At 68.4% G+C, this 20,975-nt stretch carries 18 protein-coding genes; 6 read left to right on the forward strand and 12 right to left on the reverse strand.

What is annotated here, in order from left to right:
* Window positions 1-64: 64 nt before the first annotated feature.
* Window positions 65-2,578 carry a UvrD-helicase domain-containing protein gene (locus GORHZ_RS06895; protein ID WP_006331484.1) on the reverse strand — a complete coding sequence of 838 codons (2,514 nt, stop codon included), beginning with the start codon at window positions 2,576-2,578 and terminating at the stop codon, window positions 65-67.
* Between the two features lie 173 nt (window positions 2,579-2,751).
* Here GORHZ_RS06895 and GORHZ_RS06900 point away from each other — a divergent pair, with 173 nt between their 5' ends.
* Window positions 2,752-4,344 (forward strand): hypothetical protein, encoded by a 1,593-nt coding sequence (locus GORHZ_RS06900; protein WP_040530510.1) that lies wholly within the window; start codon window positions 2,752-2,754, stop codon window positions 4,342-4,344.
* 16 nt (window positions 4,345-4,360) lie between these two features.
* Here the strand turns inward: GORHZ_RS06900 and GORHZ_RS06905 are convergent, their stop codons facing one another.
* Complete coding sequence (locus GORHZ_RS06905) at window positions 4,361-6,235, reverse strand: hypothetical protein (protein WP_006331486.1); 1,875 nt, start codon at window positions 6,233-6,235, stop codon at window positions 4,361-4,363.
* A gap of 46 nt (window positions 6,236-6,281) precedes the next feature.
* Here GORHZ_RS06905 and GORHZ_RS06910 point away from each other — a divergent pair, with 46 nt between their 5' ends.
* Together GORHZ_RS06910 and pgi are read left to right on the forward strand one after the other, a co-directional pair.
* On the forward strand, window positions 6,282-6,626 hold the full coding sequence (locus tag GORHZ_RS06910; RefSeq protein WP_040530537.1) for a chorismate mutase: 345 nt from the start codon (window positions 6,282-6,284) through the stop codon (window positions 6,624-6,626).
* Between the two features lie 55 nt (window positions 6,627-6,681).
* Window positions 6,682-8,373 carry a glucose-6-phosphate isomerase gene (pgi, locus tag GORHZ_RS06915; protein ID WP_006331488.1) on the forward strand — a complete coding sequence of 564 codons (1,692 nt, stop codon included), beginning with the start codon at window positions 6,682-6,684 and terminating at the stop codon, window positions 8,371-8,373.
* 121 nt (window positions 8,374-8,494) lie between these two features.
* Here the strand turns inward: pgi and GORHZ_RS06920 are convergent, their stop codons facing one another.
* Entirely contained in the window at window positions 8,495-9,028 is a 534-nt protein-coding gene (locus GORHZ_RS06920) for a hypothetical protein (protein WP_040530511.1), read from the reverse strand.
* Between the two features lie 19 nt (window positions 9,029-9,047).
* Here GORHZ_RS06920 and GORHZ_RS06925 point away from each other — a divergent pair, with 19 nt between their 5' ends.
* On the forward strand, window positions 9,048-9,713 hold the full coding sequence (locus tag GORHZ_RS06925; RefSeq protein WP_245551361.1) for a hypothetical protein: 666 nt from the start codon (window positions 9,048-9,050) through the stop codon (window positions 9,711-9,713).
* Here the strand turns inward: GORHZ_RS06925 and GORHZ_RS06930 are convergent.
* The 5 genes from GORHZ_RS06930 to GORHZ_RS06950 all read right to left on the reverse strand — a co-directional run bounded on the left by GORHZ_RS06930 (window position 9,694) and on the right by GORHZ_RS06950 (window position 14,959).
* Entirely contained in the window at window positions 9,694-10,443 is a 750-nt protein-coding gene (locus GORHZ_RS06930) for an SDR family oxidoreductase (protein ID WP_040530514.1), read from the reverse strand. The two genes, GORHZ_RS06925 and GORHZ_RS06930, sit on opposite strands and share 20 nt — an antisense overlap.
* A 109-nt stretch (window positions 10,444-10,552) precedes the next feature.
* Window positions 10,553-11,602, reverse strand: a complete 1,050-nt coding sequence (locus tag GORHZ_RS06935; RefSeq protein ID WP_006331498.1) for a pyridoxal phosphate-dependent aminotransferase — start codon at window positions 11,600-11,602, stop codon at window positions 10,553-10,555.
* Complete coding sequence (locus tag GORHZ_RS06940; protein ID WP_006331499.1) at window positions 11,599-12,630, reverse strand: 3-oxoacyl-ACP synthase III family protein; 1,032 nt, start codon at window positions 12,628-12,630, stop codon at window positions 11,599-11,601. Before GORHZ_RS06940 ends, GORHZ_RS06935 begins: the two co-directional genes overlap by 4 nt.
* Window positions 12,627-13,289, reverse strand: coding sequence for a hypothetical protein (locus GORHZ_RS06945; protein ID WP_006331500.1), 663 nt, complete (start codon window positions 13,287-13,289; stop codon window positions 12,627-12,629). The genes GORHZ_RS06940 and GORHZ_RS06945 overlap by 4 nt, the downstream gene beginning before the upstream one ends.
* Window positions 13,286-14,959: a thiamine pyrophosphate-binding protein gene (locus tag GORHZ_RS06950; RefSeq protein WP_006331501.1), complete on the reverse strand. Its 1,674-nt coding sequence runs from the start codon at window positions 14,957-14,959 to the stop codon at window positions 13,286-13,288. The genes GORHZ_RS06945 and GORHZ_RS06950 overlap by 4 nt, the downstream gene beginning before the upstream one ends.
* 301 nt (window positions 14,960-15,260) lie before the next feature.
* Between GORHZ_RS06950 and GORHZ_RS06955 the strand changes: the two genes are divergently transcribed.
* On the forward strand, window positions 15,261-16,739 hold the full coding sequence (locus GORHZ_RS06955; protein ID WP_245551362.1) for a sensor histidine kinase: 1,479 nt from the start codon (window positions 15,261-15,263) through the stop codon (window positions 16,737-16,739).
* On the opposite strand, the gene GORHZ_RS06960 is transcribed toward GORHZ_RS06955, so the two are convergent.
* Window positions 16,718-17,389 carry a response regulator transcription factor gene (locus tag GORHZ_RS06960; protein WP_040530541.1) on the reverse strand — a complete coding sequence of 224 codons (672 nt, stop codon included), beginning with the start codon at window positions 17,387-17,389 and terminating at the stop codon, window positions 16,718-16,720. The genes GORHZ_RS06955 and GORHZ_RS06960 overlap by 22 nt on opposite strands.
* A 201-nt stretch (window positions 17,390-17,590) precedes the next feature.
* Window positions 17,591-18,478 (reverse strand): Fpg/Nei family DNA glycosylase, encoded by an 888-nt coding sequence (locus tag GORHZ_RS06965; RefSeq protein WP_006331505.1) that lies wholly within the window; start codon window positions 18,476-18,478, stop codon window positions 17,591-17,593.
* Window positions 18,479-18,503: 25 nt separating this feature from the next.
* Here GORHZ_RS06965 and GORHZ_RS06970 point away from each other — a divergent pair, with 25 nt between their 5' ends.
* Window positions 18,504-19,244, forward strand: coding sequence for a 3'(2'),5'-bisphosphate nucleotidase CysQ (locus GORHZ_RS06970; RefSeq protein ID WP_006331506.1), 741 nt, complete (start codon window positions 18,504-18,506; stop codon window positions 19,242-19,244).
* 74 nt (window positions 19,245-19,318) lie between these two features.
* Here the strand turns inward: GORHZ_RS06970 and cobF are convergent, their stop codons facing one another.
* Both cobF and GORHZ_RS06980 read right to left on the reverse strand, forming a co-directional pair.
* A complete protein-coding gene (gene cobF / locus GORHZ_RS06975) occupies window positions 19,319-20,077 on the reverse strand; it encodes a precorrin-6A synthase (deacetylating) (RefSeq protein WP_006331507.1) in 759 nt (252 codons plus the stop codon).
* 7 nt (window positions 20,078-20,084) lie between these two features.
* Complete coding sequence (locus tag GORHZ_RS06980) at window positions 20,085-20,906, reverse strand: SDR family oxidoreductase (RefSeq protein WP_006331508.1); 822 nt, start codon at window positions 20,904-20,906, stop codon at window positions 20,085-20,087.
* Window positions 20,907-20,975 lie beyond the last annotated feature (69 nt).

Consider the following 20,975-nt stretch of genomic DNA (forward strand, 5'->3'; position numbering starts at 1 on the left):
GAGGGTTCCCTCGGTGGAATTCTGGGTTCTCTCGGCAGTCTTGAGGCCCGCGCTCGACGATGGGCTACAGCTTCTCCCCCGGGAGGCCCCCTGCGGTCAGCAGGGTCACCCGGCCGACGTTGCCGCCGAAGTCGAAGACGATCCGCTCGGTCACACCGCTACCCTCCTTGGCCACCGCCTTGCCCATGCCGTACTTCGGGTGGTTGATGCGGTCCCCGACCTGGTAGTCGACCTGCTTGTTGCGACCCCGGGCGGGGTCGGACGAGTAGGCCGACCGACCCCGGCGATCACCGCCGAAGCCGGAGTCTCCGCGCCCGAACACGCCACCGCCCGAGCCGAGGTGGCGACTCGGTGAGCGCCGCGGTTCGGTCCGCCGCCAGTCCATGAGGTGCTGCGGAATCTCTTGTAGGAAACGGGATTCCGGGTTCGAGACCGGTTGACCCCAGGATGCTCGGGTGATCGAGCGGGTCAGGTAGAGGCGTTGTTTGGCGCGGGTGATCCCGACATAGGCCAGCCGGCGTTCCTCACTGAGTTCGGCAGGGTCGCCCAGCGCCCGCAGGTGCGGGAAATGTCCGTCCTCCCAGCCGGTGACGAACACGACAGGGAACTCAAGGCCCTTCGCCGTGTGCAGGGTCATCAGCGTGACCACGCCGTCGCCTTCGTCGGGAACCTGATCGGCGTCGGCGACCAGTGACACCTTCTCCAGGAATGCGGCCAGCGAACCCGGTTCGGGCAGACCCTCGTCGTCACCGACGGCGTCCGGGTCGTCGAGGTCCTCGATCTCGTCTGCGGCCGCCCCGGCGGCATCGGCGCTGAACTCCCGGGCCACCGCCACGAGTTCGTTGATGTTGTCGAGCCGGGCTCCGTCCTGTGGGTCGCGCGATCCCTCCAGTTCGGCGCGGTACCCGGTGCGTTCGACGATCGCGTCGACGAGCTCCCCGATGTCGGCACCCTCCTCGCCGGCGTCGATGACCGCCACATCCTCGCCCGCGTCGCCGACGGCCCCGAAGGTCGCCAGGAAGTCGTTGCGCAGTCCCTCGATGAGCTCGACGAATCCGCCGATCTGTTTGACCGCACGCGTGTTCAGCAGCGCCACCTTGCCCTCGGCCGCGTCGAGGAGCGCCTGATAGAAGCCGATCCCGCGGTTCTCCGCGTGCACCGCCACGCACGCCTCGGCGCGGTCGCCGATCCCGCGGCGCGGCGTGTTGAGGATGCGCCGCAGGCTCACAGAATCGTCGGGGTTGGCCACCACCCGCAGGTAGGCGACGATGTCGCGCACCTCCTTGCGCTCGTAGAACTTCGTCCCACCGACCACCTTGTACGGGATGCCGTGGCGGACGAACACCTCCTCGAGGGCACGCGACCCGGTGTTGGTGCGGTAGAACACCGCGATGTCGGAGTAGGTCTGGCTCGAAGATCCCCCGATCGAGTAGTCGGTGAGCTCCTCGATCTCCTTGGCGATGAACACCGACTCGTCGCGGTCGGAGTCGGCCACGTACCCGACGATGAGTTCGCCATCCCCGGAATCGGTCCACAGTCGCTTCTCGCGGCGTTTCTCGTTGCGGGCGATGACCGCGTTGGCGGCCGACAGGATCGTCTGCGTGGAGCGGTAATTCTGCTCGAGCAGGATCGTCTCCGCGTTCGGGAAGTCGCGTTCGAACTCCTCGATGTTGCGGATCGTCGCCCCGCGGAACGCGTAGATCGATTGATCGGCGTCGCCGACGACGCACAGTTCCGACGGCGGCACCGCGGCCTCGTCGTCGGCGACATCGCCGACGAGCTCGCGGATGAACATGTACTGCGCGTGGTTGGTGTCCTGATACTCGTCGACCATGACGTGGCGGAACCGACGCCGGTAGTACTCGGCGATGTCGGGATGATTTTGAAGCAGTGCGACGGTCTCGCCGATGAGGTCGTCGAAGTCGAACGCGTTCGCCGCCCGCAACCGCCGCTGGTACTCGGCGTAGATCTGCGCGACGACGAGCACGGACGGTTCACCGTCGGCGGCGGTGGCGAGGGCTCGCTCGGGGTCGATCAGCTCGTTCTTCAGATTGGAGATCTGCACCGCGACACCGCGCGGACTGAATTTCTTCGGGTCGAGCTCCATGTCGCGCACGATCATGCCCAGCAGACGCTTCGAGTCATCGGAGTCGTAGATCGAGAAGTTCGAGTTCATCGACTCCAGCAACGCCGACTGGGCCCGCAGGATGCGCACACAGGTCGAGTGGAACGTCGACACCCACATGTAGGCGGCGCGCGGACCGACGAGGTCGATGACCCGCTCGCGCATCTCGGAGGCCGCCTTGTTGGTGAACGTGATCGCGAGGATCTGTCCGGGCGTCGTGCCCCGCGCCGCGAGCAGGTAGGCGATCCGCCGCGTCAGGACAGCGGTCTTGCCCGATCCCGCCCCGGCGACGATGAGCAACGGCGAACCGGCATGCAGCACTGCCGCCCGCTGCTGCGGGTTGAGTCCCTCGAGGAGTCGCGCGACCCGCTCGTCGGCGTGTGTGCCGGCGTCTGCGGGCGCACGGGAAGGTCGTGGGGAGGAATGGGCCGGCGCGCTGGTGGAGCTTGTCATCAGGGTTCAGGCTACTACCGGGTCACGACAGGTCCCGGCATGGGCGAGCGCGCCCGGACCGCCCTCCGGGGTGGACCGCCCCTGTGGCGCGGGGGCTAGTATGTGCCCGAATCCACATACTCGAATCCGGGGTTCGCACCACCGCGGGTCTCCCGGCCGGCCGAGGGGATGTCATGCAACGCAGGTCCATCGTCGTTGCGACGCTCGTGTTCGTACTTTCGGTGGTTGTCCTGGTCGCCGCGCTCGTCGTCTCACTCATCCCCTTCGCCACCGACGGCTCCGCCGGCCCCACCTCCGCATTCCGGGCCCAGCAGGAACTCGACGCCGTGGCGTTCGAACTCGGCGGCAGCCCCGGCGCGCGGTATTCGGGAACGCTCACCACGACCGGTGCCGGCGGCCCGCCGCGGAAGGTGGAGTTCACCGACCTCACGGTCGCGTCCACCAAGAACGCGGAGGGCGACATCACCTACGACACGAGTACGGCGCAGTACCGGCAGATCGGCAATTACCGCTACCTCAAGGGCCCGGCCCAACTGTGGACCGATCTGTTCGACGGGGCCCCGATTCTCCGACAGCTCGACCTGAAGGTCACCGAGAACAGATGGACCAACCTGCGCTACTCGGGGCTGCCCGACCTGGGCTACCTGCTGTCCCCGGCTCTCCTCGCGGGGCGGATCGGCAACGCCGAACGCATCCGGGCGCCGAGTGCGGGACCGGAACTCCCGGCACCGAATCAGGGTCTGCCCGACGCGAGGTTCTGGCCGACGAGCGATCCCGAGATCACCGCGATCGACGACGACACGATCCGTGTCGGCACGTTGGCGACGACGTTCGACCCGCAGACCAAGCAGGTCACCCACATCGAGGGCGAGTTCGCCTCGTCGGGCACACAGGTCGACATCGACGCCGACGTGACGCTGCTCGGCGCCGACGACCTCACCGCGATGTTCACCGACGAACGGTCCCTGCTCCCCGATCTGACGAGTGTGCCCGCCCCTGCGGTGCCCCTCGCGTCCGACGCCGTCACCGCCCGCGGGGTCGGTGCCTGCACCCCCGCGTCGTGTCCGTTCCTCATCACGGCCACCGGCACGCTGGACGCCGAGGTCGCGGAGGACATGCGGGGCGTGACCGGGCACGTCAACTACGGTTTGACGACGACGTTCACCGTCGATGATGCGGCGCCGGGCGCCGTCGGCGGGACCTGCACCCGCGTGGTCAGCGCCCCGTTCGGGGGCCGGACCCAGACCACCTGCGCGGCGACCCGGCTTCCGGCCGGTACCCGCGTGGTCAGGCCCAACACCGCGATCGAGTACCTGCCGTTCATCGACACCACCGAGGCGGATCTGGCCTCCTACCTCGACAGTCAGGAACAGTCGAGCGAACTACCGATCACCATGGAGCGCACCGGTGCCAAGAAGGGCGACGCCGCGCGCTACAACGATCAGGTCGTCGGATTCCCGAGCAGCTATGTGGTTCGCCAGGGCGACTACCTGTTCGACGGCGTCGGCCCGGAGGGCAACCTGATCGTGTCCTTCGCGCCCGGCTACGCCGAGCATGTGACGGCGGGACGGTTCGACCCGGCATGGCCCGGCACCGCCCTACTGACCGAGCAGCTCACAAAGCAGGTGGCCGCGGCCGGTGACCGCGATGTCACCTACGTGGCCGCCGAACCCGCGACGGCCGCGGCGCTCCGCGCGCTCGTGGTCGCCGAGGGCATCGCCCCGGGCAAGGTCGGCGTGTTCGCAACCCCCCTCACCGCCGACTGACGCACTGCGCCCCGACTCACCCCACCAACCGGGCTTCGGCCACCTCACCCACCCGGGCCTCCCCCGTGTGCAGCGACAGCCCCGGCGTGACCGGGGTGAGCGCGAGTTCGCTGCCGTGACCCTCGAGCTGCACGTAGACGACGTTCAGCCCGCTGCGCACCGGCACCCGGACGGCCTGCCCGCCGTCGAGCGCCATCGTCACCACACCGTCGCGGTCTGCGCAATAGCCCATGGCGACTGTCCATCGCCACTGAATCAGCGGGCCGTCGAGGGATAGCCGGGCCGGACCGGTGATCTCGGGCTGGGCGCAGGTGCCCCGCCCGGCCGGGATCGTGCGAGCCCGGGTGACCGAGCCGGGCACGAGCCGGCCGGTGGAGTCGAGCACGTCGAGGCGGTCGGTGACGCCGACGAATTCCGGCCGGTCGCGCACTCGACCGAAGGTCCGGCTGATCTGGTTGTTCGGGTAGGCGACCGGAAGGAGCACCTCGAGCGGCAACGACTGATCGAACATCGGCTGGTCCCGATGGGCGGCGAGCGACCGCTTCGCGTTGGCGAGATAGTCGGCGGTCGGGTCGTCGCGCCAGGACCGCGAGAACGACGTGAGCGAGATCAACGCCGACGTGACCGCCAACGCCGCGGCGAGGGCCAATACCACCGGCCCGAGTCGACCCCGGTCGGCGGTGCCGGCGTGGCTGCCGCCCGCGGCACGGTGAGCTCGAGCGGTCGCCGGCGACCCCACGATCAGCGCGATCGCGACGGTGATGACCAGCGCCGAGTCGGGCAGGTAGCGCATCGTCTGCGCGAGTTCGAGTGCCGTGTTGGCGCTTGAGCGGTTCCACATGACCGGGAGCTGCGCGACGACGACGTAGACCGCCGCGCTGACCACCACGGCCACCGCGCCGCGCCGGGTCGCCACCGCCCACCACACCAGCGCGGCGAGCACTCCCCATCCGGCCACGATCATCCAGGTCGGTGGGAAACCCATCGGTGGGCTGGGGACCCAGCGATCCCATTCCCACGGACCACCGACCAGCGACGGGACCACCGCGTTGTTGATCGACCGCCAGACCAGGGCGAGTGTCTGCGACACGGAGTGTTCACCGGCGGTCGCGTCGGAGACGGTGAAGAAGACGAGAGTCCACAGCACGAAGATGATGCCGAGCGCCGCCCACAGGGTGCGGGCCGCGGTGAACGTCCGGGTCAGCGTGGTGTCGGTCAACCGGGGCTCCTGCTCGTCGCCGCCCGTCGAACCGATGGGCGTCGGCGCCGCCGGGCCGAAGCGCGCGGCGAGCACCGCGGCGACGAAGGCGACCGGGAGGATGAACAGCGACTTCTCGAAGAAGGCCAGCGCGACGACGAACACCACCGTCGACCGGATGACGATGGCCCGGGCGCGCGGGTGGCTGCCGCGCTCGCGGACCAGGATCACCGCGTCGGCGACGATCCAGGCCATCGCCGCCTGCATGGGGAGCGAGTTGAGTGCGGCCGACCACCAGGCGAAGGCGGGCACCGTCATCGGGGTGAAGAGGTAGAAGACAAGGGCGGCGAGGGCCCCGACGCCCGCCGACGGCCCGGCGAGCACCCGGATCATCCGCCACACCGACAGTGAGGCGATGGCCTGCAACACGACAAGCGTCAGTGCGGGGACGACCCAGTTGACCGGCGCGATCACCGTCGACACCCCGGCGACCAGGAAAGCCGCCGGCATGAAGTGCCCGTCGTGGCTGTGACCGAGGTAATCCCAGCTGAGCACCGGGTAGTCCGATGCCCGCCCGATCAACACGAGATCGTCCCAGTAGAAGTTCCCGGTGGCGGCCAGCCACCCTCGAACGACGAGTTGCGCGACGATCGCCACGAGGGCCACCGATGACACCGTCCCCCTGCTCAGCATGGGCTCCAGTCTCAGTGCCCACCGACCCCGTGGCAAAATCGGTCGGGTGACTGACGCGAAGACACCCGACGAACAGGCCGGCGACCAGGCCACTGCCATCGCGTTCGACGTGGACGACTATGACCTGTCCGACGATGTGGCCGCGCTCCCCGACGACATCGACCAGCTGCGTCTGGAGATCGACCGGCTCGACGCGATGATCCTGGCCTCGGTGAAACGTCGTTCGGCGGTGTCGAAGAAGATCGGTGCCGCGCGGATGGCGTCGGGTGGTCCGCGATTGGTACACAGTCGCGAGGTGAAGGTGCTCGATCGTTTCGCCGAGCTCGGCCAGGAGGGCCACACGCTGGCGATGCTGCTGCTGCGTCTGGGCCGCGGCCCACTGGGACGCTGAACGTTCACCTCGGATGGCATCGCAGGCGGGTCACCGACCGCATAGGGTGAGTCCCATGAGTGACGTCTCCGGCAGCGACTTCGACACCAGCGACCACGACGACATCACGGCGACGCAGTCCTGGCAGGCGCTCGCCGCCCATCAGCCCCACGTCTTTGCGATGCATCTGCGTGAGGTCTTCGCGGTCGACCCCGGCCGCGGCAGCGAACTCATCATCGACGTGGGCGATCTGCACATCGACTACTCCAAGCACCGCGTGCTGCGCGAGACACTCGATCTGCTCACCGCTCTGGCCCGTGAGGTCGGCCTCGAGGATCGTCGCGACGACATGTTCGCCGGCGCCCACATCAACACCTCCGAGGACCGGGCCGTCCTGCACACCGCGCTGCGCCTGCCGGCCGATGCCACGCTGCACGTCGACGGGCAGAACGTGGTCGCCGACGTGCATGAGGTGCTCCACGCGATGGGCGCGTTCACCGACAAACTGCGCAGCGGTGAGTGGAAGGGCCACACCGGCAAAGCGATCACCGACGTCGTCAACGTCGGCATCGGCGGGTCGGATCTGGGTCCGGTGATGGTGTATCAGGCGCTGCGCCACTATGTGGACGCCAACATCCGCTGTCACTTCGTGTCCAACGTCGATCCCGCCGACATGGTCGCCACGCTCGCCGGCCTCGACGCCGAGACGACGCTGTTCATCATCGCCTCCAAGACCTTCACCACGCTGGAAACGTTGACCAACGCGTCGGCCGCGCGACGTTGGGTGCTCGAGCAGCTCGGCGCCGGCGACGACGCGGTGGCCAAACACTTCGTCGCGGTGAGTACCAACGCCACCGAGGTGGCGAAGTTCGGGATCGACACGGCCAACATGTTCGGGTTCTGGGACTGGGTCGGCGGTCGCTACTCGGTGGATTCGGCCATCGGACTCTCGGTGATGGCGGCCATCGGCAAGGAGCGTTTCGGCGAGTTCCTGTCCGGTTTCCACATCGTCGACGAACATTTCCGCACCGCTCCGCTCGAGCAGAATGCTCCGGTCATCCTGGGCCTGATCGGTCTCTGGTACAACAATTTCTGGGATGCCGGGTCGCGCGCGGTGCTCCCCTACTCCAACGACATGGCGCGCTTCGCCGCCTACCTGCAGCAGCTGACGATGGAGTCCAACGGCAAATCGGTGACCGCACACGGGCATCACGTCACTGCCGACACCGGCGAGGTCTACTGGGGTGAACCGGGCACCAATGGTCAGCATGCGTTCTACCAGCTGCTGCATCAGGGCACCCGGATGATCCCGGCCGACTTCATCGGCTTCGCCGAACCCACCGACGACCTGTCGACGGCGGACGGCACCGGGTCCATGCACGACCTGCTGATGAGCAACTTCTTCGCCCAGACCAAGGTGCTGGCCTTCGGCAAGACCGCAGACGAGATCGCCGCCGAGGGGGTCGCACCGAATGTGGTGGCGCACAAGGTGATGCCGGGCAACCGGCCGTCCACGTCGATCCTCGCGCCGACACTGACGCCGTCGGTGATCGGCCAGCTCGTCGCCCTCTACGAGCATCAGGTGTTCGTGGAGGGTTCGATCTGGGGGATCAACCCGTTCGACCAGTGGGGTGTGGAACTCGGCAAGACCCAGGCCAAGGAGTTGCTCGGCGTCATCGTCGACGCGAAATCACCTGCGCCGCAGGACGATTCGTCGACCGACGAGCTCGTCCGCTGGTACCGCACGCACCGCGGCCGCACGGCGTAACCCAGGTTCGTCCCCCGGAACTCGGTTCGTCCCCCGGAACTCGGGTCGTCCCCCTCTGCAGGTGGCGGATGGCCCGATTTCCGGGGAGGAACCACCTGACCTGCCGCAAGCGGGAAGTCCGCTATTGCCAGCGGGATTCGTCGAAGACCTCGTCGGGGATCTCGTCGCCGGGCTGCACGCCGAGGGCCTCCAGTCGGCCCATCAACGCGGCGGCGACCGCGATGAAGGTGACGAGATCCTGCGGTTCGCTGGATCGTTCGGTGGGATCGCCGCCCATGAACTCGAACACCGCGGGCGGCACGCAGTCGCCCATGTCCAGCGAACGCTGACCGGTCGCGACCCGCCACGCATCGAACGAGGCACCGTCCACGGCGTCGGCGATCTCGCCGGACCGTACCGCCCCGAGCACATCGTCCACAGACGCCAACGGTCCCGACGCACCACTGGACGGATCGAATCCGACGAGGGTGTCGGACGCGATCTCCGGGTCGTCATGGAGGGTGAAGTAGACGATGCCGCGCCAGTCCGCGCCGAACGCCGACACGTCGTCGCGACCGAAGATGTCGGTCAGCAGTTCGCCGACCTCGTCCCGACGACGCGCGCTGAACAACGCGAACGCGCCATGGGCCACCACCTGCCCTTGCTTTGCCGTCACATCGGTTACCTTACGCAACGTGAGACCGACACCGACTGCACTGCGCGCGCTCGGGCGTGTGTGCCTGCCCCTGTGCGTCGTCGCCGCCATGACCGCGGCGTGCGCGTCGTCCTCGTCGTCCGACGATCGGGAGACACCCACCTCGGTACCCATGAGCGCCGCGGTCACGCCCCCACCGGGCCAGCCGGTCCGCACCGGCCCGGGCACCGCCCTGACCTTCGGCGAGAGCGCGATTCTGCCGGCCGATGCCTTCGCTGCCAACGGTTCTCGGGCGATGTTCACCGTCACCGGGATCACCGTCGCGCAGGGCGTGCCGGAGGAAATCACCAAGGGGGGCACGGCCTACTTCTTCTACGTCACGGTGACGTCGCTGTCGTCGCGCGTCGCGCCGGCACCGACGACGGTGGGCTTCGCGGGCAGCGCCGACGGCCGGGACGCCGCGCTGACACTCGCATCCACACCGGGCCTGCCGGGATGTCCGGTCACCACCGTGCCCGAACGGATGCGACGCGGTGACTCCTATTCGACCTGTCTGGTGTCGGTCGCGGACCCCGATCAGCGTCTCGGACAGGTGATCTACTGGGCCGACACCACCTCGAACTCCGCCCTCGACTACAAGTCGGACCCGGTGGTGTGGTCGCTGCCGACGCCGCCGTCGGCGAGCGTCACACCATCCGCCGGGTGATGCCTGCGGGAAGGTAGCGCAACGCGACGGCGATCGGCGCCCACGGCCAGCGGGGCACCGGTGCCCACCCCGACTCCTTCTCGATCGCGGCGACCATCGCCGCGACGCCCTTGTCGGTGTCGGTCATCATCGCGGTCTTGACCCCACGGTTGATGTCGGTCTCGATGTAGCCGGGAAGCAGAACCGACACCCGGATGGGCGAACCGGCGAGTTCGGCCTGCAATCCCTGCCCGAGCGCCGAGAGCCCGGCCTTGGACGCCGAGTAGGCGGCCTGCGCCCCCGGCAGGCCGCGGATGGCGCTCATCGAGCTGATCAGTACGAGGTGCCCGGCGTTCTGGGCCCGGAAGATCTCGAGGGCGGCCTCGATCTGGGCGAGCGCGCCGACGAGGTTGGTCTGGACGGTCTCGATGTTCGCCGCCGCGTTGCCGGTGCCGATTCGCGCTCCCTTCCCGAGTCCGGCGTTCACCACGACGCGGTCGAGGCCGCCGAGTTCATCGGCGAGTCCGCCGATCACTCGTGGCACGGAGTCGGTGTCGGTGACGTCGAGGCGTGCCGTCGCCACCTGGGCCGCGGCGGGGCGCAATTCGTCGGCCAGCGCGTCGAGACGGTCGAGACGCCGCGCGCACAGGGCCAGCGCCCGCCCCTGCGCCGCGAAGGCCCGGGCCATCCCCTCGCCGAGACCGGAGCTGGCGCCGGTGATCAGGATCCTCTGACGTGTCGTTGGGCTCACGGCTGCCAACCTACCGAACCTTCCGGCCCTGAAGACCTCACGACACCGGGCAGTCATCGACACCGACGCGTCAGCGCACCCCTGACGCGTCGACTTCAGGGCCTACCGCTCAGGCGGTCTGGGCGGTCAACCGCAGCGACGCGACGAGATAGTCCGTACTGGAGCGGTCCCCGACGGTGATGCGGGTGCCGTGGCCGCGGCACTCCTTCGTCGATACCCCGCAGCCGCGCAGCAGGTGCCCGATCGCGACGCCCTCGATGCCGGGCAGGAACAGGAAGTTGCCCTCGCTGGGCAGCACCGGGCACCCGATCGCCCTCAGCATGTCCGCCATCCGGTCACGCTCCGCACGCATCGACCGGACTCGCTGGGCCAGTTCATCTTCCGCGGCCAACGCGACCGGTACCGCGGCGATCGCCGCCGATCCCACCCCGAACGGCAGCTCGAACCGTCGCACCTCGGTCACGATCTGTCGCCCGCCAACCCCGTATCCCACCCGCAGCGCCGCGAGCCCGTACGCCTTGGAGAACGTGCGCAGGACCAGCAGGTCGTCGAAGGTCCGGATCAGCCGCCACAGGTCGGGTGAGTGCCGGGAGAACTCCACGTACGCCTCGTCGAACACGGTGATCACACCGGCCGGCAGGGAACGCACGAACTCGTGCAGCTCGGACTCGTCGACCACCGATCCGGTCGGGTTGTGCGGCGAACACACGACGACGGCGACGGTGCGCGCGGTCACCGCGGCACGCATCGCCGCCAGGTCGACCCGGCCGACGTCGTCGAGCGGCACGGCCTCCAGCCGCATCCCGAGCATCTCGGCGAGGATCGGGTAGCCGTCGAAGGTCGGTGTGGCCGTGAGCATCTCCGGCGCATCGACACCGCGGGCGGCGCCCCGCCGCAGTGCGGCCTGCAACACGGCCAGAGCCACGCCGGTGGCACCGGCGCCCACTGTGACCTGCGCACCCGGCAGGCGCAGATGCTGCGCTATCCGCGCCCGGGTGTCGTCGGGCAGGAAGTCGGGGTAACGGTTGGTGTCGGACACACCCTCCCGCAGGACCTCGGCGACGGCCGGCAGCGGACCGTAGGCGGATTCGTTGAGGCCCAGCCGTACCACCGCGTCGTCGGCGCACGCCGGTCCCCTCGGCCCCGCCGGTGGGCTCACCGCCGACCTGCCCACCGGAGCGCCGCGGCGCCGGCGAAGTCGCCGGCGTGGGCGAACGCGGCCATCATCACCACGTCGCCCTCGCGGATCCGCCCATCGCTGATCGCGGTGTCCAGAGTGACGGGAATGCCGACGGCGAACATATTTCCGCACTCGTCGAAGGTATCCGGATGACGTTCTTCTGGAAGTTCCAGTGCTTCACGCCAGTTCCGCAGGAATATCCGGTTGGGCTGATTGGTCACCAGCCAGTCGAGGTCGGCGGGTGCGATACCGACCGAGTCGGCCACCTCGATGGCGGCCTCGGGCACCATCCGGTTGCCGCGGGCTAGGACCTTGGCGATCTTCGCCTCGGTGAACCCGATGTGGAGCTGTCCGGTGCCCGCCTCCCAGTACTTGCGGGGCGGTTCGGTGACACCGGTCATGTCGCCGGAGTACTGGCCGTAGGAATGGCACGATAGTCCCAGGATCGGGCTGCCAGAGTCGGTTTCGGCGGTCAGGACGGCCACCGCGGCGCCGTCGCCTGGGATCGCGGCCTGCGCCTTGCCGCGCACCTGTTCCTGAGTGAAGATCTGTGCGGCGCTGTTCTGCGCGAGGGCGATGAGGGCCCGGCGGCCGCCGTTCGCGCGCAGCAACGCCCCCGCCAGGTCGATCAGGTGGATGAAGGCGACACAGCCGCCGTTGTGTACGTCGAGGACTGTGGACGGTCGTAGCCCCAAGCGGTGTGCCACTTCTCCGCCGCATCCGCGGATCGGCACCTCGGGGAGTTGGCTGTGGGTGAGGACGGCGTCGACGTCGTCGAAGAAGTCGTCGCCGTGCCGGTCGGTCAGCACATGGGCCGCCGTCACCATCATGTCCGCGGAAGTCTCGCCGTCGGCGGCGTGATGCCGGAACTCCGGCGCCCGGAACATCACATTGTCGATGAGCGCGTCGTCCTCGGCGTACTGGACGAAATAGTCTGCAGGAACCCTGGTTTCGGGGAGGTAGGTGGCGAGGTCCAGGATCGACTCCTGCGGTGTGGTCGTGGTCATGATCGCATCCAATCCGGGCAGAGCGGCAGCCCGTTGTGGTGGCGATACTCGGCGATCGCCGTGAGGTTTTCGAGTTCGAGTTGGTGGCCCGCGGAGAACATGTCCCAGAAGTCACCGACCCACACCGGCCGCTCCGGGGGCGCGGTCTCGGGATAGGGGTTATCGTCGTAGAACGGGTGGTGGCAGTTCGTCCACAACACCACCGATCCGGGCTTGTCGAGCACGACCTGGGCGTCGACCACCCGCATCAGGTAGATCATCCACAGGTGATTGCCCTGGTCCCACGCGCAGTGGTAATCGACGGTCATCGCATGCGGGTTCGCGATGGTGCGGGTGTAGATCTCGGTGTGGTCGCCGAGCCGGTCGTGGGCGACCCACAGTCCCGGCTCGTCGGTCTCGGTGAACCCGCGCAGACTGTAGGTCCATTCCTCCAATGACCGGGTGTCCGACAACCAGTTGTAGAGATCCCGGGGCGGCGCGTCCACATATCCTTGGACCGGGCAGAAATCACCGTAGATCTGTTGGTGTGGGTAGACCGATCGGAGCCGGTCGACGAGGATCGGGGTCGCCACCTTCCGGGGATGGGATTCGATCCGCGTGATGCCGGGCAGGGTCATCGCCTGATCGCCGAGATCGGCCAACGGGGTTGTCACGGTCATCGCAGTCCTTCCAGAAACGGGGCGAACGGGGGTACTTCCTCGGGATCGACGTCGATCACGAGACAGTTGGGTCCGGTATCGGAGAACAGTTCGGCACAACAGGTTTCGATGTCGTCTACGCTGCCCGCGTGCCGGACGACGAGGTCGGGAAACATGGCGTCGAGTCCGTCGGCGAGCGCCGCCGGCCTGAATCGGTTCACCGTCGGTGTGTCCGGGAAATAAAGGTGCTCACGGGTCACGCACATGCCGTGGGCGTCGTTGTTGAGGATGATCAGGGTGAGCGGGGCGGAATGTTCGACGGCGGTGTGGATCTCCATGCCGTGCATATAGAACGCACCGTCCCCGGCGATCACGACGGTGCGGGTGGGGTCCCCCTCGGCGGCGCAGCGCACCGCGTTGCCGACGCCGGCGGCGATCCCGTACCCCATACCGCCCATGCCGAGCGCCACAACGAATCGTTGCATCGGTGAGAACGGCAGATGGTGCAGGGCGGCGGCGCCGACGTTGCCGGCGTCGGCGAAGACCGCGCACGGTGAGGGCAGCTGCGCGCCGATGGTCTCGATCACCGCACCAAGGCCCTGGAATCCGGGCGCCGGCGGGGACGCCGGCAGGTACCGCAGCGGCGTCGCGGGTCGGCCCACGGCCGTATCGAGCCGGGCGGCGACGAACTTCGCCAGCATCCGGACCGATCGGGCGACATCGTCGCCGATGATCTCCGCGCATCCGGAGAACCGCGCTCGGTGAGAGCCGATGTAGGTCACGTCCGTGGAGTGCAGGGCGTCGTCGAGCCCGGCCCGGTCGGTGATCGACATCCGGCATCCGACGGCGACACACACGTGTGCGGCGCGGACCGCATCGGCGGCGCTGGGGTGACCCATGACGCCGGTCAGGCCGGCGAATCCGGTTTCGGCGGCCATCACGTCCCGCCCGCCGGGTGAGGCCACCACGCTCGCGCCGATCAGGTCGGCGAGTCCGGCGATGGCGGGACCGAGCCGCTGCCAGGAGGCCTCCTCGCCGACCCACAGGCAGACGCGTCCCGGTGTCGTCGCGGCCGCGGCGATCCGCTCGGCGAGCGCCTCGAGCCGGACGTCGACCGACTCGTCGACCGGGCTGTTTCCCTCGTGGTGGATCACGGCGACCGGCGACATGGGCTCGGCCTGGATGTTCTTGGGGATCACCAGTGCGGCGGGCAGCCCCCGATCGAGGGTCGCGAAAGCGGTCGCGAGCGCGCCCGGCGCCGACTCGGACGCCGCGATCACCGAACACGAGCCGGTCACCGCGGCCAACAGGCCCACGAGGTCGATGGTGTCCGGCGGGTTCAGCATGTCCTGGAACGCACCCTGGCCGGCCAGGGTCGTCGGTGCGCTCCCGATGAGGGCGAGCACCGGGACCCGGCTGTCGTAGGCCTCGGCGAGGGCGGGTACGACGTTCATCGCACCCCCACCGGAGGTCGTCATCACGACGCCGGGGCGGCCGGTCAGTCGGGTGATGCCGTCGGCCATCGCACCCGCCGCGAACTCGTGTTTCGCGACCACGGCGGTGACGCCGACGGCGTGTGCCGCGGCGTACATGTCCTCGATGTTCGCGCCGTGCACACCGAATACGGTGCGTACGCCGCGCGCATGCAACACCTGCATCAGGTGCCACGCGGTCGACTTCATGGCGGTCATGCGCCCACCATGCGCCGGTGCTCCTGAAGGATTGCTGAAAAAACGGTCCTCGCCGTCATGCGTTCGTCGGAATATCATCGTCCACTAGGGCGTGTCTCCCAATTCTTCTGCGAGGTATTGGCGGAGTCGTTGGTTCTCTGGCAAGGCGGAGGAGGGAGCGAAGCGGCAGCTATCGTGACCGACGACAACGCCGCCAGAGGACCAACGAGCCGCCAAGACCCGCAAAGGGAATTGGGAGACATGCCCTCGCAGGGCGAAGGGCTGTCTGACCATGGTGAACGTGCGGAACAGGTTGCCGCGCTTGGTTCGATCGCGCGGCAGCATGCGCATGCAGGCGACGATCATCGCCGCCGTGGTGGTGACGGTGGCCCTTCTGGTCGGGGGCGCCGCCATGCTGTACATGCTGCGGTCGGCCAACAACGAGGCCATGTATCAGTCGACGCAGCGCGAGGCCCACCAGGTCGCCGCCACCATCGACCGTGACGGGATCGGCGGCCTCTCACGCGACGACCTCATGCCGGGCGCGGGTGCCGACATCATCCAGGTCATCGACTCCGGCGGTCAGGTGGTCGCGAGATCCCCCGGAGTCCCGACGTCTCCAGTCGTGGAGGGGAATCAACCTCCGCAGGTGTACCGCTACTTCGACGGCGTCGTCGTCCCAGGGGTCGACGGCGAGTTCTGTGCGACCGCTGTCGGCGCCGAGCACGACGGCGCCTACTACACAGTGGTCGCCCTGCAGCGTTCGTCGGGCCTGCGCCATAGCGAACTGGTCACAGCGACGATCCTGCTGGCGGAGATCCCGATCCTCGTCCTCGTCGCAGCGGGGGCGGTCTATCTCCTGGTGGGCCGCTCGCTCCGTCCTGTTTCCCGAATCACCCACCAGGTCAACGACATCACCGCCAAGGACCTGGAGCGACGGGTGCCGGTGCCGGAGGCCGACGACGAGATCCACACCCTCGCGACGACCATGAACGGCATGCTGGCGCGCCTCGAGAACAGCCGGGAGGCACAGCTGCGTTTCGTGGCGGATGCCTCGCATGAACTCCGCAGCCCGCTCACGACCGTCGTCGGGATTCTCGGGCTGGCCGACGACACCGACTCCGAGGTCGATCTCGACACCGTGCGCACCATCCTGCTACCCGAGGCCACGCGAATGCAGGTGATGGTCGACGATCTGCTCACCCTCGCCCGCGCGGACGAGAACGGGCTGCAACTGCACGCCGAGGAGATCGATCTCGATGACATCGTCACCGCCGAAGTCGCCCGGGTGCGGTCGTTGGGTGCGGCTCGGATCCGTGCCCACGTCACCCCGATCCGGCTCGTCGGCGACGGCGACAAGATCGCACGGGCCGTGCGCAACGTGATCGACAACGCCGTCCGGCATGCCCGCTCGATGGTGTCGGTGACGATGCGCACCGACCACGGTTTCGCCTCGGTGACGGTCGCCGACGACGGTCCGGGAATCCCGCCGGAGGACCGGGCCCTCGTGTTCCGACGATTCGCACGTATCGACGTGGATCGGCGCAATCAGTTCGGTGCCGGGCTCGGGCTCGCCATCGTGGCCGAGATCGTCCACGCCCACGGCGGAACCGTCGAGGTCGGCGAGGCCGCCACCGGTGGTGCGGCGGTGACCATCAGGGTGCCGCTGAGCGCCCCTGCTGCCGCGCCAGAACGACCGCGCGAAGCGGAGAGCGAACTGAGCGATATGGCCGTGACGCCGGGGCGCTCGACGACGCGTGGCCGCGGGAACCCGGACCCTCAGACCTCGCAGAGCCGATAGCCCGCGCCCCGAACCGTCTCGATCGAGTGCACCCCGAACGGGTCGTCGATGCGCTTGCGCAGATACCGGATGTAGACCTCCACGATGTTCTCGTCCCCCTCATAGTTCTCGTCCCAGATCGACCTCAGAATCAGCGTCTTGGACACGACAGTGCCCTTGTTGCGGATGAGGAACTCCAACAACGCGAACTCGCGGGGCGTCAGGGTGACCGGTGTGTCGCCGCGGGCGACCCTGCGCTCGGCGGGGTCCAGCGTGAGGCTGCCCGCGGCGAGCACCGCCGGTCGCTCGCGTTCCCCGCGCCGTAGTACCGCGCGAAGATGAGCCTTGAGCACCACCACGGAGAACGGTTTGACCAGATAGTCGTCGGCGCCGCAGTCGAGGGCCTCGGCCTGGTCGTACTCGCCGTCCTTGGCACTCAGCATCACGACCGGTGTCCAGATCTCGCGCCGACGCATCTCCTCGATGACGCGGTACCCGTTGAGTTTGGGCAGCATGATGTCGAGCACCACCGCATCGAACGGCTCTTCGGTCACCCGCCACAGGCCCTCCGCGCCGTCGGCGGCCACGACGACACTCCAGCCCTCGCTGGCCAGGACCCGACGGACCGTCTCGGCCGCACGCACGTCGTCGTCGACCACCAGCACTCTCACGGCCACCTCGTTCACATCGGACGGCCCCCATGCGGACCCGACGCGATGACACAGCGATAGGGCCGCGACGAGAATCCGCATTCTTCACCCATCCGACCCAGGTCCGACCCTACGCCCTGTGCGGTGCCGGTGCGGTTTTGCCTGCTCAGCGCTGTTCCGCCACAGCGAGACCCGGCGTTCTCGGATTCACCGCGCGCCGGTCTACTTCAGCAGCCGCGACATCCGTCGGTCGGCAAGCACCTTGCCACCGGTCTGACACGTCGGGCAGTACTGGAAAGATCGGTCGGCGAAGGAGACCTCACGGACCGTGTCGCCGCAGACCGGGCACGGCAGACCCGTTCGGGCGTGTACCCGCAACCCGGTCCGCTTCTCCGATTTGAGCCGCGCCACCTCCTGACCCTCGAGCCGGCTCGTCGCGTCGGCGAGCACCGACCTCGTCGCGTCGTACAGGGTGTCCACCTGCTCCGGGTTCAACGTCTTGGCCGTCGCGAACGGCGAGAGCTTGGCGGTGTGCAGGATCTCGTCGGAGTACGCGTTGCCGATCCCGGCGATCGTGCGCTGATCGGTGAGGACGTTCTTGATCCGGCCGGAGCTGCCGGCGAGCAGATCACCGAACTCCGCCCGCGTCAGCGCGAGCACGTCCGGGCCGAGGGTGGCGATGCGGTCGACGTCGGTCACGTCCCGTGCGACCCATACGGCAAGCCGCTTCTGGGTGCCGGCCTCGGTGACGTCGAACCCCTCTCCGGGTAAACCGCAGTGCACGCGCAGCGCGATCGGCCCCTTGCCCCCGGGTTTCGGTGGGGTCTGCGAGAGCTGATCGCTCCAGCGCAGCCAGCCTGCGCGGGAGAGGTGGATGACCAGGTTGATCACCGACTCGGATCCATCCGACGTGCCGGGCACGGTTCGGATGATCAGGTACTTGCCGATCCGGCCGACCGATTCGACGACGCGGTCGGCGAGTGCGGTGTAGGGCGGATCCGCCGTCTTCAGCACCGCCAACGACGCCACGTCGACACGCCGGATCGGGAATCCGGCCGCTCGAGAGTCGATGTACTCGGCGATCGCCGCCACCTCGGGAAGCTCGGGCATGTCTCCAGTGTGCTCTAGTAAGGGGATGATCTCCCGCCATTCCGATGCCGACCTGGCGGCGCACATCGCCGATGGTGCGGGGCAGATCCTGCTCGGAGTACGGCATGGCGGGCTGCTGGGCGGGCGGCACCTCGGCGACGTCGGTGACGCGATGGCTCAGGCGTGGATCTCCAACGTGCTGGTCCGTCATCGCCCGCACGACGCGGTGCTCTCCGAGGAAGGCGCTGACATCGGTGACAGGTCCTCGACGGATCGGGTGTGGATCATCGATCCGCTCGACGGCACCAGCGAGTTCGCGTCCGGGACGGCTGACTGGGCGGTGCACGTCGCCCTGACCGAGGGTGGCGCGGTCACCACCGCGGCGGTGTCGCTGCCCGCCGTCGGCGAGCTGTTCCGCAGCGACACCGTCGACCCGCCGGTCACCCCGCTCACCGGGAGGATGGCTGCCTCCCGCTATGGCGGGTCGTACGAGAGTGCCTGGGTGTCGCGGCGGTTGTCGCTGAACATGATCGGCATCGGGTCCGCCGGTGCCAAGGCGATGGCCGTCGTGCGCGGCGATGTCGACGCCTACGTGCATGCGGGCGGTCAGTACGAATGGGACAACTGCGCACCCGTCGGTGTCGCGCTCTCCGCGGGTCTGCACTGCAGTCGGCTCGACGGCTCGCCGATCGTCTACAACCAGCCGCAGCCGTACATGCCCGACTTCGTCATCTGCCGCACCGAGATCCGCGACGACCTGCTCACCGCGCTCGACGAGATCTGGTGAAGCGCCGGGCGACGTCGCGCCCCGCGCAACGCCGTCGACCTGCCCGCGAACCCGTCGACGGCCGACTCGGCGGGTCAGTGCATCTTTCGCAACAAGTAGATATCCATGATCCAGCCGATCCGCCGTCGTGCCTCCTCGCGGGCGGCCGCGATCTGCTCGCCGACGTCGGCGACCCGACCGCTGATCAGGATCTCGTCGTCGGTGCCCACATAGGCTCCCCACCAGATGTGGTCGTCGGGACGGGCGGTTCGGCGGAAGGCGAGATCGCCGTCGAGCATGACGATCTGATTTGCGTCGGCCCCGTGTGGTGTGTCGGCGAGCCGGCGACCGGTGGTGATATGGACGGGTTCGCCGACTCGGTTGGCGGTGATCCGGTGCGCCGCGGTCAGCGCGCTAGCACTGGTCACGCCCGGGATGACCTCGACGTCGAGGTCGAGATCGGGTTGAGCAGACAGGTCGTCGACGATCCGTAGTGTGCTGTCGTAGAGCGCGGGGTCGCCCCACACCAGGAAGGCCGCGACCCCGCCCGCGGGGAGCTCGGTGCGCAGCACATCGGTGAACAGGGCCGCACGGGCGGCGTGCCAGCGGGTCACCTCGGAGCGGTAGTCATAGGGGTTGCGGTCGCGCGGCGGATCGGCGACCTCGACGACGCGGTGTCCTTCGGGCGCATGCCGGGACAGGATCTCGTGACGCAAGGCGGCCAGTGACTGCTTCTCGCTACCCTTGTCCAACAGCAGGAACACATCGACGTCGGCGAACGCGTCGATCGCCTGCAGGGTGATCTGGCGGGGATTGCCCGGGCCGATCCCGATGACCCGCAGCGTGATTCGCATCGTCGGCTCAGCTCTTGACCCGGGACAGGCCGTGGATGCGCGCGGTCATGTCGAGGATGACCTGACGCGGCATCAGGCGCCGCAGGGTGAAGACGAGGCCCGCCCGGTTTCCCTTGGCATAGAAGGGTTTGGGATGTTCGGCGAGGGCAGCGTCGACGATGACGGCCGCCATCGTGGCCGCGTCGATCCCGGACTCCTCGTTGTGTCTCGTGGCGGCCGCGAGCGTCTCGTACTCGCCCCGGTACGGCGAGTCGGCGCCGATGTGGATGCTGCGCCGGTCGCCGATCCCCGTCGCGATCGTGCCCGGCTCGACCGAGATCATCCGGATCCCGTAGGGCGCGACCTCACGGCGGGTGGCCAGCGCGAAAGCCTTGAGAGCCGATTTCGTTGCGGCATAGTTGGATCGGAAGGCGACCGGGAAGCTCGACAGCATGGACCCGACCATCACGACGGTCCCGCTGTGGCGCTCACGCATGCCTGGCAGCACCGCCTTGGTCAGGGCCACCGGCCCGAAGACGTTGGTGCGGAAGAGGTTCTCGATCTCTTCGATCGGTGTGTCCTCGAGGGCGCCGGCCTGGCTCTCCCCCGCGTTGTTGATCAGGATGTCGACGGCGCCGATCTCGGCGACGCAGGCGGTCGCGGTCTGGTAGTCGGCGTTGTCGAGGCGCACATACCGCACCCCCGGTATCGGGTCGGTCACCGTCTCGGGATGCCGACTCGTCCCGTAGACGGTGTGGCCGCGTTCGAGGAACTGACGCGCCACCTCGGCCCCGATCCCGCTCGATGCACCCGTGACCAACACGACCTTGGACCCCGCTGCAGCGCTCATGCAGATACGGTAGCGCGCCGTCGTTGTGTCGGGACCACCCCCGACGCGCCACCCCACACCACCACGCCG

The organism is Gordonia rhizosphera NBRC 16068 (assembly GCF_000298195.1).
Lineage (GTDB): Bacteria > Actinomycetota > Actinomycetes > Mycobacteriales > Mycobacteriaceae > Gordonia > Gordonia rhizosphera.

Coding starts and splice junctions, on each gene's coding strand:
- GORHZ_RS06895 (WP_006331484.1), bottom strand. CDS start 2,578: ATGACAAGCTCCACCAGCGCGCCGGCCCATTCCTCCCCACGACCTTCC.
- GORHZ_RS06900 (WP_040530510.1), top strand. CDS start 2,752: ATGCAACGCAGGTCCATCGTCGTTGCGACGCTCGTGTTCGTACTTTCG.
- GORHZ_RS06905 (WP_006331486.1), bottom strand. CDS start 6,235: ATGCTGAGCAGGGGGACGGTGTCATCGGTGGCCCTCGTGGCGATCGTC.
- pgi (WP_006331488.1), top strand. CDS start 6,682: ATGAGTGACGTCTCCGGCAGCGACTTCGACACCAGCGACCACGACGAC.
- GORHZ_RS06940 (WP_006331499.1), bottom strand. CDS start 12,630: ATGACCACGACCACACCGCAGGAGTCGATCCTGGACCTCGCCACCTAC.
- GORHZ_RS06945 (WP_006331500.1), bottom strand. CDS start 13,289: ATGACCGTGACAACCCCGTTGGCCGATCTCGGCGATCAGGCGATGACC.
- GORHZ_RS06950 (WP_006331501.1), bottom strand. CDS start 14,959: ATGACCGCCATGAAGTCGACCGCGTGGCACCTGATGCAGGTGTTGCAT.
- GORHZ_RS06965 (WP_006331505.1), bottom strand. CDS start 18,478: ATGCCCGAGCTTCCCGAGGTGGCGGCGATCGCCGAGTACATCGACTCT.
- GORHZ_RS06970 (WP_006331506.1), top strand. CDS start 18,504: ATGATCTCCCGCCATTCCGATGCCGACCTGGCGGCGCACATCGCCGAT.
- cobF (WP_006331507.1), bottom strand. CDS start 20,077: ATGCGAATCACGCTGCGGGTCATCGGGATCGGCCCGGGCAATCCCCGC.
- GORHZ_RS06980 (WP_006331508.1), bottom strand. CDS start 20,906: ATGAGCGCTGCAGCGGGGTCCAAGGTCGTGTTGGTCACGGGTGCATCG.